This window comes from Bacillus sp. UMB0893, from assembly GCF_002858905.1.
Lineage (GTDB): Bacteria > Bacillota > Bacilli > Bacillales > Bacillaceae > Bacillus_P.
This window is the reverse complement of sequence record NZ_PKLB01000001.1, coordinates 332921-346734: the sequence shown is the minus strand read 5'-3', so window position 1 is coordinate 346734 and position 13814 is coordinate 332921. Positions and strand designations below refer to the sequence as shown.

Annotated in this window: 11 protein-coding genes; 2 read left to right on the top strand and 9 right to left on the bottom strand. The window is 37.4% G+C overall.

Going from position 1 to position 13814, the window contains the following annotated elements:
- Window positions 1–18: 18 nt before the first annotated feature.
- The 9 genes from CYJ36_RS01765 to CYJ36_RS01725 form a co-directional block, all read right to left on the bottom strand.
- Window positions 19–3267 carry a choice-of-anchor I family protein gene (locus tag CYJ36_RS01765; RefSeq protein ID WP_180850003.1) on the bottom strand — a complete coding sequence of 1083 codons (3249 nt, stop codon included), beginning with the start codon at window positions 3265–3267 and terminating at the stop codon, window positions 19–21.
- A 156-nt stretch (window positions 3268–3423) separates the two neighbouring features.
- The gene (locus CYJ36_RS01760; protein WP_101564222.1) at window positions 3424–3936 is read right to left on the bottom strand and encodes an RNA polymerase sigma factor; all 513 of its coding nucleotides are present in this window, start codon (window positions 3934–3936) and stop codon (window positions 3424–3426) included.
- Window positions 3937–3960: 24 nt separating this feature from the next.
- Window positions 3961–5919 (bottom strand): ABC transporter permease, encoded by a 1959-nt coding sequence (locus CYJ36_RS01755; RefSeq protein ID WP_101564221.1) that lies wholly within the window; start codon window positions 5917–5919, stop codon window positions 3961–3963.
- Window positions 5894–6793 carry an ABC transporter ATP-binding protein gene (locus CYJ36_RS01750; protein ID WP_101564220.1) on the bottom strand — a complete coding sequence of 300 codons (900 nt, stop codon included), beginning with the start codon at window positions 6791–6793 and terminating at the stop codon, window positions 5894–5896. Before CYJ36_RS01750 ends, CYJ36_RS01755 begins: the two co-directional genes overlap by 26 nt.
- Window positions 6777–7175: a GntR family transcriptional regulator gene (locus CYJ36_RS01745; RefSeq protein ID WP_101564219.1), complete on the bottom strand. Its 399-nt coding sequence runs from the start codon at window positions 7173–7175 to the stop codon at window positions 6777–6779. The genes CYJ36_RS01750 and CYJ36_RS01745 overlap by 17 nt, the downstream gene beginning before the upstream one ends.
- 253 nt (window positions 7176–7428) lie before the next feature.
- Window positions 7429–8319, bottom strand: a complete 891-nt coding sequence (locus tag CYJ36_RS01740; RefSeq protein WP_101564218.1) for a Vgb family protein — start codon at window positions 8317–8319, stop codon at window positions 7429–7431.
- 150 nt (window positions 8320–8469) lie between these two features.
- Window positions 8470–9750: a TRAP transporter large permease gene (locus CYJ36_RS01735; protein WP_101564216.1), complete on the bottom strand. Its 1281-nt coding sequence runs from the start codon at window positions 9748–9750 to the stop codon at window positions 8470–8472.
- Between the two features lie 18 nt (window positions 9751–9768).
- A complete protein-coding gene (locus tag CYJ36_RS01730; RefSeq protein ID WP_101564215.1) occupies window positions 9769–10344 on the bottom strand; it encodes a TRAP transporter small permease in 576 nt (191 codons plus the stop codon).
- Between the two features lie 15 nt (window positions 10345–10359).
- Window positions 10360–11355, bottom strand: a complete 996-nt coding sequence (locus tag CYJ36_RS01725; protein ID WP_101564214.1) for a TRAP transporter substrate-binding protein — start codon at window positions 11353–11355, stop codon at window positions 10360–10362.
- Window positions 11356–11878: 523 nt separating this feature from the next.
- Between CYJ36_RS01725 and CYJ36_RS01720 the strand changes: the two genes are divergently transcribed.
- Both CYJ36_RS01720 and CYJ36_RS01715 read left to right on the top strand, forming a co-directional pair.
- Window positions 11879–12943: a YeiH family protein gene (locus CYJ36_RS01720; protein WP_257962364.1), complete on the top strand. Its 1065-nt coding sequence runs from the start codon at window positions 11879–11881 to the stop codon at window positions 12941–12943.
- Window positions 12944–13086: 143 nt separating this feature from the next.
- Window positions 13087–13791: a FadR/GntR family transcriptional regulator gene (locus CYJ36_RS01715; protein WP_101564213.1), complete on the top strand. Its 705-nt coding sequence runs from the start codon at window positions 13087–13089 to the stop codon at window positions 13789–13791.
- Window positions 13792–13814: the final 23 nt, after the last annotated feature.

Sequence of the window (13814 nt, the reverse complement as noted above, 5' to 3'; positions counted from 1 at the left end):
GTTCCTGCTTTTTTTATTTTACTCTTTTGAGGTTTTGCGTCTGTAGTTCAAGTACAGAATTCCTCCAGCCGATGCAAGCAGCAAACCCCATAGGATATATTGATAGTTTGCAGTTGCTGTTTCTGGAAGTGTGTTGCTGGCAGTTTCATCTGAATCTTGATTCGAGTTTGTGTCATTCTCAATTTCTTCTACAACTGTATCTTCTTCATCAATGGTTTCCTCTTCTTCCGTTTCTTCCTCATGAACAGCAGCTGGCTGATTTACCGTAACCAATGCTTCTGCAGTATGTTCCCCGTCATGAGTCTGAACAGTGATAACTGCTTTTCCTTCAGCTAAAGCCGTGACTACTCCATCGCCACTAACTTTTGCAGTTTTTTCATCTGAGCTAGTCCATGTTAAAGCTTTATTTTCAGTCGTGTCTTGGGGTTGAATCGACGCTTTAAGCTCTATTGTTTCCCCTATTTCCAGGCTTGCCTCCGTACGATCAAGCTTAATGCCTTCTATTTCTTTCATAGGTTCAACCTGTACTTCATTTACTGCAACCGTCCCGCTCACTTCATTTCCAGCAAGTACAAGCGGACGGCCTGTCGGACTCATTTGCGCCGGTACAAAATCAAGTCCTTCAGGCGCAACATCACCAGCAATCACGGCTGAAAAATCTCTTGTATTGATATAATTTGCAAACTGAGAATTCTCAGGATTTGAAATGTTATACGTCATGACTCCGCCGATTCTTTCCAGGCCTACAAATGCAAATACTTCATCGCCAATCATTCCAACTTTTACATCTTCAGGCTCAGGTCCTTTTTTTGCACTTCGTTTTTCAAATGCTGTGTCATCGTTTGACCAGTTAAATACTTCAGGGTAACGCTGAGCTGTTATTTTTTCAAAATCGCTGCCGCTGTCGTAGACAAGCTCCATCGTGTCTGCCTTCCAAATGGAGAATGATCTGCCGCCAAGTGTATAGATAGCATCTGTTCCTCGGTCTGTCAGCACTTCAAGCTTGTCGTAATCTCCAGAATTTTTCATTTTATCTAGAGCTGCATCTGCTTCCTTACCAGTCATCCCTTTAAGAAGGGACGAATCAAGAGTTATGCTGTCTTTAACATCAGCAAATTCAGCGATGTTTTCAAACTCTTCCCATTCTGTTGCATCGCCTTCATTTGCAGTAATCAGATAGCTCACCCCGCCCATTTCCACCTGTACAATTGAATCAGGCATATAGGCGCCAAGGATCGGCAGCTGCTCAATCTCTATTTTTCCGTTTCTTGCGGCATCTAGCTCATTACCTGTGAGAGAATGATCTTTATAGCCCAGTGATTTAACTGATAAAACGCTGCCTGCAGCAACATCAATTGCAGCAATTGCATTGTTTTCCTGCAGGGTGACATACGCTTTGCTTCCATTCTTAGAAAGCGCAATGTATTCTGGTTCCAGGTCCCGAACTGCATCTGTTTTCGTTCCGTTATTGCGGATATGGACATTATTATCAATGACACTGGCATCATTAAATTTCACTTTTTTTACTTCACCAGTTTCATAGTTTACAATAGTTACCGATCCCTCAGGATCGACTCCATTTTCTAGTCCTTCTCTTGGTTCAGCTTCATCGGCTGACAAAATATATTTTCCATCGTCTGTCATTTTCACCATATCAGGCTGAATGCCTGCATCAAAAGTTTTTAGAATCTTTCCATCATAATCCATCACAACAATCTTGCCTTGTTTTGTATAGTCGGCATCTTGAACCGCTGCAGTGATTACTTTATGATTTGTATTGATTTCAATGCTAGTTAGATCCCCGTATTGAAAAGCTGCTGTATTGACTGCAGCTGCGATATTAATGGATTTTTCTTTTTGAAGATTCTGCCCTTTATCGGATGTTAATTCATTAAGGCTTACAATATCAATGGTTTGGCTCTTTCCGTTAATTACGTAAAACTTTCGGTTATCTGAGTTGTATTTCACAATCTCAGCCACTCCGCCTTCTTCATCCGTCACACCTGTACTGAAACCTGCTATCTTTTCAAGTTCAAGCGTGTTCGGCAATTTTGCTTCATTTAAAACGATATTTCCTAAGCTGCTAAGGACCAGTATTGGCTGTTTCTGTTCATTTAAAGCAATGACACCTGATGCAGATATGAAATCTCCCGTTTTATAATCCTTCGTTGAACCTATTGAAGCATCTACATACACAGTAAGTGCATTATCAATTGTCAATGTATTTTCTGTTTTTGCTGTAATGTCTCCAGTCACACTGACCAGAAAGCCTTCATTCGCTGCTGCATCTTTTGCAGGAACTGACAAAACAGGAACATCGGCTTCTTTTTCATCCAGAACAATGGTCTCCTGCGTTAACAGGGTACGGGTGCCATTGACGTCTTGGACCGTACCCGTTACACGCACACGCTGTCCTTTTTTAGCATCCAGCCCAGCTACTGCTATTCCTCCGCTGCTATCTTGTACATAAGTGACAGGCATTGCAGCTTCTGCACTTGTTTTTATGCTTCCTGCTGAAACGATTCCTTCCATAGTAATCTGCTTACCGGAAAGATTTTCTCCGGACTTAATATCCGAAATCTTCATCATTTCAATCAAGGCCACGTCGCCTTCTTTTTTCCCAGACATTGTTGGTGATGGCTTTACAGCTTCAAAGTCTGCACTGTTTTCATTTGTATCTGCAAACGCCATTCTTCGTGCCGACGTTTCGAAGGTCAAGCCGCTAATCGGAGATCCTTCGCCTTTTATGATTTTTGGCTCGCCATAACTGACAGCATCAATGACGGATTCTTCTTTTTTCAGCTCCACATTTCCTTTTTCATCACTCATTCCAATACCTGCTTCTGGTGCATCAAAATAGACATCTGCTTCGAATATTTCGCCGAAGTCCTTGTCTCCCTCATTTCCAATTGTCGCCTCGCCCCGAAGGAGGAAATAATCATTTGCTTTAATAACATGTTTTTCGTTAAACTCATATGTCTGAACGGTGTCACCGCTGCTGTTTGTGTAAGTAAGAACAAAACCATTCAATGCCACATCTTCATTTGTAGGATTATACAGCTCAATAAAATCATTTTTAAAAGGAGCTTCGACCGCACCATCTTTTGAAGTCTTTCCTCCGCCGCCATATACTTCATTAATGATTACCTTTGTCTCAGCAGTTGTTTCAGCGCTTGTCAAATCAAAACTTGCCGGATTACTGGTCAGCAATAAAACACCAGCTAACGAAAATGTGCCTAACTTACGAAACAAACTTGTGCTTTTCATCCTTTTCCTCCTGAACATGGTTTAATGGACATCTGCTATTCTTACGACCTATTTACTAGAGTAGCGTGAAAACCATGTCGGAAACTATCAGATTTTTGTAATTTTTTCGTATTGGTTTTGTAAAGAAAAAACACCTATGGGAACTAGGTGCTTTCATTAAAATGCAGCTTTTATCTGTTTTCTGGCCCGATGAATTTTTGTTTTAACAGTTGATGTGTTCAAAGAAAGAAAATCAGCGATTTCATGATCTTTCATTTCAAAAAATAGTTTTAAGATCATGATCTCACGATAATCAGATTTAAGGGTATTAATAACATATTGCGTTTTTTCTTTTAATAAGGAATAGTCGATTCTATCCTCTATTCGCTCCCCTTGATCGGCCAGAGTCAAATAGTCATCTTCAATTGAAACCTCATTTCTCTTTTTTCTTATAAATAAATCAATGGCTGTTCTCCTTGCAATTGCAGATAGCCAATTCTTAAGCTTTTCTTTTTCGAATAACGTATCCATTTTCAGAAAAGCCTTTAGAAAGGTTTCCTGGGCAATATCTTCAGACAGATGAGGATCTCTCGTTATACGCAGGGCTATGCGATAAACAGATGAATAATAGCACTGGTAAATATCATTAAAATAAATTTGTTCGTATTTCACTGCTGCTTCTGCGGGCATAATAATCTTTCACCCATCTTTCAATTAATCTAGTTTTGTTCTGATAAAATCTGGAGCGGCATCTCCTGAAAAACTTCCGATATCATGAAAGTCATTTCCTTTATAAATAACGGCAATCATGTATAAGCCGTCGGAATCCCATTGAAAAGCATCTAGGCTTTCCTGAATCTCACTTTTATTTTCTAGTTTTATCCCGTTGCTTTCCATCGTGCTAATGATAGTTTCAACATCCATATTGAGAAGATCCTCTTGATTGTGTCTATCATTTTTCATCACCCACACATGTGAAACATCATCGGCATTTATTGTCGCCAAGTCAAATAATTTTTTATCTTTAAGCCATTGATTCACTGTTTCATATGAATTCTTTAATGTCAGATGAATTGATTTATTATTCGCAAGCAGAACTTCGATACTAGATTCTAATGCAGAAGAAGTTTCGGTTTCTTCATATGTTTCACTATAAATATCATCTTTTATTAACTTGATCGCTTCTTGAATGTCTTTTTCGTCAGTTATTGATGCACCATCTTGAAGTGAATCTCTATGTGAGTAAATCGAAATCTTGTCAACATCATCAGGATCAATTGTTACGATCTCGTTATGCATTTCTTTATATTCCTCCGATTCAACAATCGGCTTGTACAATGATGCATAGTCATCAATATTTGAAATCAAATATTCTCTTACAATCTGTTTCCCGGAATGCAATTCATAGATGAAAAATGCGGAACGGCTAAAACGAGATGCACTCTGATTACGTTCATCATTTTCTAAGATTTCCTTGTGAAGATTCTGAACCGTTTCAATGTTTTCTTCCTCTTCAAAAAAACGAACGTTTGGATCATCCATATAAGAATATGGGCTATCTCCAAAGTAAACTTTCTTTATTTCACTTGTCTGCGGCAATCTTTTTTCGAATCCAGTTACATCAAGCTGAAACACTCCAAATATTCCAATCATCACAGCAGAGAAGAGAAAATAGCCTTTAATTGATTTGAACACTCTCCATGATTTTTGCAACACCATTTCGGCAATAAAGTAGCCGAATAAGGAACCCGCTGCATATCCAAAGATCCGCCATATCCAATGACCCTGTGTTTCTCCAAAATACGTACCGCCCAATAGCATGAAGCAGAAGGCTGTTCCATATTTGAAAACAGGGATTACGCCGCTAAATACAAATGCTTCTGATACTCTCTCAAGCTTTCTGTTTTTATAAAGATAAATGGATAATACATAAAATAAGATGATCGCAGCAATGTAAATTAACACTTGCACAATTGATAAAACTTCATGGTTGATATTAATCAAAAAAGTGATGGGTGATGCTTTCTCTATACTGAGTTTCAAAGAATAATCCCTTGAAAAACCATACAAGAAAAAGTTCACCTGATAGAATAGGAGATACATAATTCCCGCAGGAAATAATAGAAAAATATACGTTAAGACTCCCTGCACAGCCGAAATTCCCGTTAGAACTCCAATAAAGACTGTGGCAAAAAAGAATAGCAGATTAAATAGAATGCTCACACCTGTCCAATAAAAAATATCTCCTAGACTATAATACATGTCCAAATGGAATAGAAGATGCAGTCCAAGCATAAATAAAGCTATCAATAAAACAGGGATGACCAGAAAAGCAATTCCCATAACAACATAATGATGAAAAACCTTCTCCCTTTTCACTGGTAAACTATGAATCAGATCAGCTGATTGCTTAACCATAAAATAGCGGAATAGAAACACTCCCAACAAAACAGGTACAGCAATCAGCAGCATGATCTGCACCTCAATCAAGAGAGAAAATAGATTATCCAGCCTAGCAGGGATTGCATTTTGCTGGTCACTGGTAAAAATCATGATCATTGATAACGGCAAGGCAAAAAATAATCCTAATAAATACAGCGCCGCAATCCAGCCATTGCTCCTGAGAATTTGAGTAAGCAATTCTCTATTAAACAAGGATGTTGTTGACATCATAGCCTGCACCCCCCATTTCATAAATAAATATTTCTTCTAAAGTAAGCGGCAAAAGATCAAAAATGATTGGCTGAAATTCTTTTATATGCGCTGACACCGCTTCTTCTTTTCCTCTGATAATAAATAAAAAGACACTTCCGCGTTTTTCTTTGTATACAACATCAAGACCATCCAGCCAGTTTGAAGGTAATTCATTTCTGAAGGAAACTTGAATTTTATGATGATCTGATTTAAGATCATCGATTTCTTTTTCAAGAAGCAGGCTTCCTCTATGTAAAATACCAATATGATCGCACAAATCCTCAATTTCCCTTAAATTATGCGAAGATATTAAAACCGTCATTTCACGTTCTGCTACGTCTTGAATAATTAAATTCTTAACAATTTTTCTCATCACCGGATCAAGACCATCAATTGGTTCATCCAAAATAAGCACATCTGGCATCGTTGACATTGCAAGCCAGAATGCAACTTGTCTTTGCATACCTTTTGAAAAGGATTGAATCTTTTTATTGACGTCAATTTTAAAAACGTCCCCTAAACGGGTAAACCGTTCCTGATTCCAGTTTTCATACGTATGCTGATAAAATTTAGCCATTTGTTTAATTGTATATTGTGAGAAAAAAAGCGGATAATCCGGAATGAAAAACAGGCGATTTTTCATTTCTAGATTTTCATATACATGATTGCCATTGATTGAAATTTCTCCTGTGTCCTGCTTTAGAATGCCTGCAATCATTCGCAGCAATGTCGTTTTCCCTGCACCATTTGATCCAAGAAGTCCATAAATGGATCCTTTTTTCACCTGAAGTGTGACATCCTCCACTGCTTCAATATCCTTAAATCTTTTTTTAACATTACTTAGGTGAATCACTTGAATGCCCTCCTCCGCTTATCTGATTGATCGTAAAAATAAACTGCTGCAGCTCATCTACTGTCATTCCTAAAGAAATAGCTTCAGCTACAAGCCTTTCAAGCTCAGCCATAACACTATTCAGCTTCTCTAATTTTGACCGCTCACTCGATAAGCTGACAAAGCTGCCCTTCCCCTTGATCGAATATATATATCCTAGACTTTCAAGCTCGCGATAGGCTCTTTGAATCGTGTTTGGATTAATTGTCAGCTGCTGGGCAAGTGTCCTGACAGAAGGAAGCTGTTCATCCACACTCAGCACCTCGCTGATAATCAGCTCAACGAACCTCTCCACCAGCTGTTCATAAATTGGTTTTCTATTTCTTGGATCGAGATCAAACATATCCGCCCTCCCAACTTCTTTCAATATCGTATCTACTGTATTAATATGATTAGTACAGTTAATTATATGCTAAGTTCTTCCATATGAAAAGGAAAGTTTTTATTAAGTTTTTATAAAGAAAAGGCTCATTTCTAAGGTGCGTTCAACGTTATTAATATGCTTTAGGACGAATACCTGCAATCTATATGAGAAAAACAGTCAAAAAAAGAGAGATACCATTCTCATAAAAATGCAGAATGCTATCTCTCAAAGTTCAGCCTTTTCTAGTCAATTTTCCAATTTGATTGCATTCTTCTGCAAACCAAATGGCACCGTCCTTTCCAAGTACAATTCCGTGAGGCTCAGCATTGTCAGTCGGAATCTGAAACTCTTCAATAATCCCTTCAGTTGTGATTCTCCCAATTTTATTGCTCCCCCACTCAGTGAACCATAAATCGTTATTTTTTCCAGCAGTAATCGCATGAGGCTTTGCATTTTCTGCTGGTAGTTTATATTCTTTTATATCTCCAGAGACTGTAATTCTGCCAATCTGGTTTCCTGTTATTTCAGTAAACCATAGTGCACCATCAGGACCATTTGTTATTCCCACTGGACCTGCTTTTGCAGTTGGTATCTCGTATTCTGTGATCTCGCCATCCAATGTAATTCTTCCAATCTTATTTCCTTGATTTTCAGTAAACCAGAGGGCTCCATCTAAACCCGCAACAATAAAAGATGGAAACGCTCCTGGAAAAGGTAATGCAGCCTCTTTGAAATCTCCTGATGCTGACAGTCTGCTAATTTTGTTGCCTGTCAGTTCAGTGAACCAAATGGCTCCATCAGGTCCTTCTGTTATACCGTATGGGCCTGATTGGCTGCTTGGCAATGAATACTCCGTTATCTCACCTTCCATAGACAATTTCGCAATTTTATCTGCTTTATATTCCGTAAACCATAAATGCCCATCAGATCCAGCTGTGATGACTGAAAGACCAGCATCTGACGTTGGAACTTCGAACTCTTGAATTACTCCTGCATCAGAAACTCTCCCTATCCGATTTCCTTTATTTTCAGTAAACCAAAGAGACCCGTCCAGACCGGCTGTTATGCTATAAGGACCTGAGTCTGGGTGAGGAAGGGGGAATTCTTGGAATTTTAATTTCATATAAGCTTTAGCCTCCTTTATATATTAATTTGTTTTAATCCTCTTTTTTCCTTCAATAAAAAAGAATTGCCAGCAGCAATTCTTTTCAACAAAATATATTTTATTAATAGAAGCTGATAATAATAGATCCATTAAAGCAGATAATTTTCTTTACAAAGTAGTTAAAAACATTGAAATAGCAGGAATATAAGTAATAAGGAGCAAATCAAACACCATGATTAGGATAAAAGGAACGATTGAACGAATGAGTTTATCATACGATACATTGGCAATCCCTTGAACGATGAATAGATCTAAACCAACAGGGGGGGTGATAAGTCCTATTGAAAGATTTACGACCATAACTACTCCAAAAAAGATAGGATCAATTCCTACAGCTAAAGCAATTGGCAATAGAAGAGGAGTAAGGATCGTGATGGCTGCTGAAGCATTCAAAAAACAACCTGCAATAAAGAATATGATGTTAAATAGAAGTAAAATGATGTACTTATTCTCAGAGAATGCTGTAACAAGCCCTGCAAGCACCTGAGGTATTTGTTCAGCTGTCAGCAGCCAGCCGAATAGATTGGCTGCGGCAATGATAAACACAACCATTGCTGTCATTTTTGCTGCATTCAGAAATGATTCCGGTACGTCTTTCCATTCCATATCTTTATACACAAACTTATTTAAAATAAAAGCATAAGCAGCTGCGACAGCTCCTGCTTCAGTCGGTGTAAAGATTCCTCCTCGAATACCTAGTATAATTATCAAAGGAAGCATTAAAGCTAATATTCCATCTATGAAAGCCTTCCGGAAAGAAGTAAATTCAAATTTTCCCATTTCTTCAGAATACCTTTTCTTTTTCGTGATCCAGTAGTTTAACATCATAATTGAAATACCAATTAATATACCTGGGATAATTCCAGCAGTAAAAAGATCTCCAATTGAAACTCCTGCTGTTACACCATAAACAATCATTGGTATCGAAGGGGGAATAACGACTGCGATTGTACCGGCACTGGCTACAGTAGCGGCGGCAAATCCTTTATCATACCCTTTTTCTTCCATCATAGGAATCATCATTTTACCAACAGCTGCCGTATCTGCTGCCCCTGACCCAGAAATGCCTGCAAAGAACATACTTGTTAATGTAGACACTTGTGCTAAACCTGCTCTAATCCACCCAACAGTCGCAAAGGCAAAACCCGCAATTCTTTTGCCCATGCTTCCTGACATCATAAATTCTCCAGTGAGCATGAAAAATGGAATGGCCAAAAGCGGGAAAGAATCTACAGATGTTAACATGCGCTGCGGTACAACTTCAAGAGGTATATAATAAACACTAGATATAAATCCTGCAATGGACGCCCATATTAAAGATATTGCAATTGGAACACCTAATATCATTAAGAAGAACAAAACCGCAATTACGATAATACCTACTGTCATTCAGGACCTCCTCCTCTCTCAAACAATGTTTGTGTTCTCTTTCATAATCTCTTTAGCAGTAACATGGATTTTACTTGATTTAGCAACAAAAATTTCACATAGATTGTTTGCGGAATGCACCAGACATATTACTGAGAAAACTAACACAGTGCCATAGATAAATGACATATTAAGACTCATAGAAGGAGAAATTTGCTGACTGGTAAATCTTAGAATGCTAGAACCATAGAACATTAAAAAGATAAAAAGAGAAGAGTTTACAATTTCTACAAATCCTGATAATCTTATTCGCCACTTTTCAGATAAGTAACTGTAAAATATCTCTACTTTTGCATGGCCATTATTTTTATATACAATTCCAATCCCAAGAAAAACGATCCATACAAATAGATACCGAATCAGCTCTTCAATCCAAGTTAGGTTAAAAATAGAAAAGTTGATCATCGGCAAAGAATTATTAACAAACGAACTTTGCAGAACAAAACGCGAGAATACTTGATATACAGTAGCAACAAATGCTATTACAAATAACGAGATAATAATAAATCGGCTTATCTGATCAATTTTATGGCTTAGTTTTTTTAATGCCTCCATCCTGTTAACCCCCTCTTATTTTAATTTATCAATTTCTTTGAATAATTCTTTTCCGATTGAGGCTTCAAACTCTTTATAAACAGGCTTAACTGCATTTCTGAACGATTCTAAATCAGGATTTTCTTCAATTTGTATCTCACTTTTCCTAAGCTCATCCAACAATTTACTTTCTTCCTCTAATGCTACTTTTCTTTCATATTTAATCGCTTCTTGTGAAGATTCTTCTATGATGGTTTGAAGTTCAGGCGGTAATGTATCGAAGGTTGTTTTACTCATCAGGAATATGGCAGCATCATAATTATGCGCACTTAGTGTCAGATAACCTTGAACCTCATGCAGTTTATTCAAGTAAATTTGTGCAAGCGGGTTCTCCTGTCCATCAACTACTTTTTGCTCAAGTGCTGTGTACAGCTCTCCAAATGGTACTGGAACAGGTGTCGATCCAAGAGATTTGACAAATGAGATATAAGGCGGAGACTCCTGCACTCTCAGTTTCATGTTGGATGCATCCTCACTCGTTTTAATTGGTTTCTTATTGTTTGTAAGATGCCTCCAGCCATTTTCCATATATCCTAAATTGATCAGTCCTTTACTTTGCAAATCATCCGCAATATCTTTGCCAATAGAACCATCAAGAACCCGAAATGCATGCTCTCGGCTTTCAAATAAATAGGGCAAATTCAAAATGTTAAATTTCGGGGCAAAATTAGTTACTGGTGCAACAGATCCAATATGAAAGTGAATAGATCCAATTTGGGCGCCTTCAATCTGATCTCTTCCATTTCCAAGCTGACTGCTCGGAAAGATGTCAATTTGTATTCTGCCTTCAGATTTTTTTTCAACTAATTCTTTAAACTTTATGGCCCCTTTTTGATATGGATGAGTTTCTGTCTGTAAATGGCCCAGTCTAAGGACATACTCTGCAGACGGTTTATTGCCTGCTGCAGCATTTGAACAGCCGGTGGCAGTCAGTAAAGCAATAACAAGAAATAGATAAAAAAATCCTTTCACAATAATCCCCCCTCATGATTATGTAAGCACTTACAAAATAACCAACCCCATAATTCAGAGATTTTCATTTTAAATAGTTTCCTGTTGTAAATCTGATATAAAAATGGTGGATAGCTGATTGCAAATATTAAAATGAAAACCATTTTGCAGGATCATTTAAATAGATCCTGCATTCTTTCACACTCCTCCTGCTACTTTTGACGCATTTGTGGTAGAGTGACCCAACCATATTAACTAAAGTTAAACACACACTGAATTAAAATGCAACTATATTTTAAATATTCAGTTAATAAAAACTCTAAAAGCAATTAAAAAAACTTCTTACATCCAAATTAAGATTTATTTCTTTTTTTATTTATTAAACCAAATCATAAAATGTCCTGTTCATTCTCTAAAATAATGTTGATTCAGTTTGTAAAAAGTGGTTTAATAATATTAAGTGGTTGGGTCACTATACCAATTAACATATGTCAGATTCGTAATTTTATAGAGAATTCAATTTTGAAGGAGGTATTGAATTACTTTGAATCATTCAGGTGCCGCAAAAGTAAAAAATCATGCCCCAATGTCCTTCCGTTCTCATTCAAGACCAAAATTTTCAAATCATCATAAAGGATTAGTGAAAGGCATCCTGTTAACTTTAGTTTTGGCGTTGTTGGCAGGAATGATTGGAAAATTGCCATTTTTCTCAGTAATGGGTGTCATGATCATATCGATCATCTTAGGAATGGCCTGGAAAGGAATTATGGATGTACCAGCTGATTCTCCAATTGGCATTACGTTTACAAGCAAGTTTTTGCTTCGTGCCGGCATTATATTAATGGGATTAAGACTTAATTTTGAACAAATTCTTTCTGCTGGCTTTTCTATTATTTTAATAGACGTTATTGTTATTGTGTTTACTTTGACTTTGATGATGTATATTGGAAAGCTGCTGTCGATTGACCGTCACCTTTCCGCTTTAATTGCAGTAGGCACTGCCGTATGCGGAGCAGCCGCTATTGTAGCCGTTGCCCCCCTTATCGGAGCAAAAAAGGAATTAACTGCTATTTCTGTAGCATTTATCGCAATAATAGGAACAATTGTGACCATCTTCTATACTTTTCTATATCCTTTTCTTGGATTGGATCCATATAATTATGGAATTCTGACAGGTTCAACTCTTCATGAATTAGCCCATGTGATTGCAGCTGCCGCACCAGGCGGTGATGTAAGCAGTGATACTGCTATTTTAGTAAAATTAGGAAGAGTTGCACTATTGATTCCTGTTGCATTTGTTCTGGGGTTATTCTTCAAGAAAAAGGATCAGCAGCCCCTAAAAAAACAAACATTCAAAGATTTGCCCATTCCCTGGTTTATCTTCGGTTTCTTGGCTATGTGCCTCGTCAATACGATAGGTATTTTGTCAGAACCTCTTACACAATTTCTAATTGCTTTAAGCATTTTATTATTATCTATGGCTATGGCTGGTTTAGGACTTGGAGTTAATTTCAAGGAATTTAAAAAACTAAGCACCAAGGTTCTATTTACAGGTGCTTTAGGTACTGCAGCTTTAGTCATTCTCGGAATACTCTTCACACATCTTTAAAGGAGTTGGCTGTCTCTTTCATGACGGCCATTTTTTAATAATTATTTGAAAACTGCTTTATGTAATGATTTAATTAAGGTAAGGTTGGGCCAATTGCAGGCTGGACTATTTAATTTATTTAAGGCAGGAATCGGGGCGATACGATGGAATTTAATAGAAAAGGTGTCTCAGAGCAAGTTGCAGATAATATAAAAAAGAAAATTCAAAATGGAGAATATAAAGCAGGCGATAAAATTCTTGGTGAACGAGATATGGCAATTGAGCTGTCTGTCAGCAGAAATACAGTTCGTGAGGCTTATAAAATTCTGGAAGCTTACGGCTATCTGACTGCGAAACATGGCACAGGAGTTTTCGTAGCGACTCCTGAACATCAAATTCAAAAAATGACAGAAGCTTTTTTTGTTTCTTCCGATCAAATCAAAGATTTTTTTTCTGTCCGAAAAATTATGGAAGAGTGGACAGTAAGATGGTCTATTGAAAACTCAGATACAGATCAGTTTAATGAACTCGAAAAAATAATTGAAGAGGCTATAGAAACAGCTAAAGATCCAAATAACTTTGTTCGTCTGGCAGAACTTGATCACAAGTTTCATTTGACATTAGCTGACAACTCTAAAAACATTGTACTTATACGAATTATGAATTACCTGGTCGATTTGCTTTCAGAATCACGTATGAAATCAGTGCAAATACCTGGGCGAGCTTATCAATCTGTTCAGGAGCATATTAAAATTCTTGAAGCCATTAAAAAGAAAGACATAGCTTTAGCACAGCAATGCATGCAGGAACATTTGGACAGTGTGGAAAAATCGATTACCAGCAACAGCTTATCGGAAACAACAGACTAAATAGAATAAAAAAATGCCTATTC

Bases quoted from the DNA above. Each gene is read 5' to 3' on its own strand.
- CYJ36_RS01765 (WP_180850003.1), bottom strand. From the start codon at position 3,267: ATGAAAAGCACAAGTTTGTTTCGTAAGTTAGGCACATTTTCGTTAGCT.
- CYJ36_RS01760 (WP_101564222.1), bottom strand. From the start codon at position 3,936: ATGCCCGCAGAAGCAGCAGTGAAATACGAACAAATTTATTTTAATGAT.
- CYJ36_RS01755 (WP_101564221.1), bottom strand. From the start codon at position 5,919: ATGATGTCAACAACATCCTTGTTTAATAGAGAATTGCTTACTCAAATT.
- CYJ36_RS01745 (WP_101564219.1), bottom strand. From the start codon at position 7,175: ATGTTTGATCTCGATCCAAGAAATAGAAAACCAATTTATGAACAGCTG.
- CYJ36_RS01740 (WP_101564218.1), bottom strand. From the start codon at position 8,319: ATGAAATTAAAATTCCAAGAATTCCCCCTTCCTCACCCAGACTCAGGT.
- CYJ36_RS01735 (WP_101564216.1), bottom strand. From the start codon at position 9,750: ATGACAGTAGGTATTATCGTAATTGCGGTTTTGTTCTTCTTAATGATA.
- CYJ36_RS01730 (WP_101564215.1), bottom strand. From the start codon at position 10,344: ATGGAGGCATTAAAAAAACTAAGCCATAAAATTGATCAGATAAGCCGA.
- CYJ36_RS01715 (WP_101564213.1), top strand. From the start codon at position 13,087: ATGGAATTTAATAGAAAAGGTGTCTCAGAGCAAGTTGCAGATAATATA.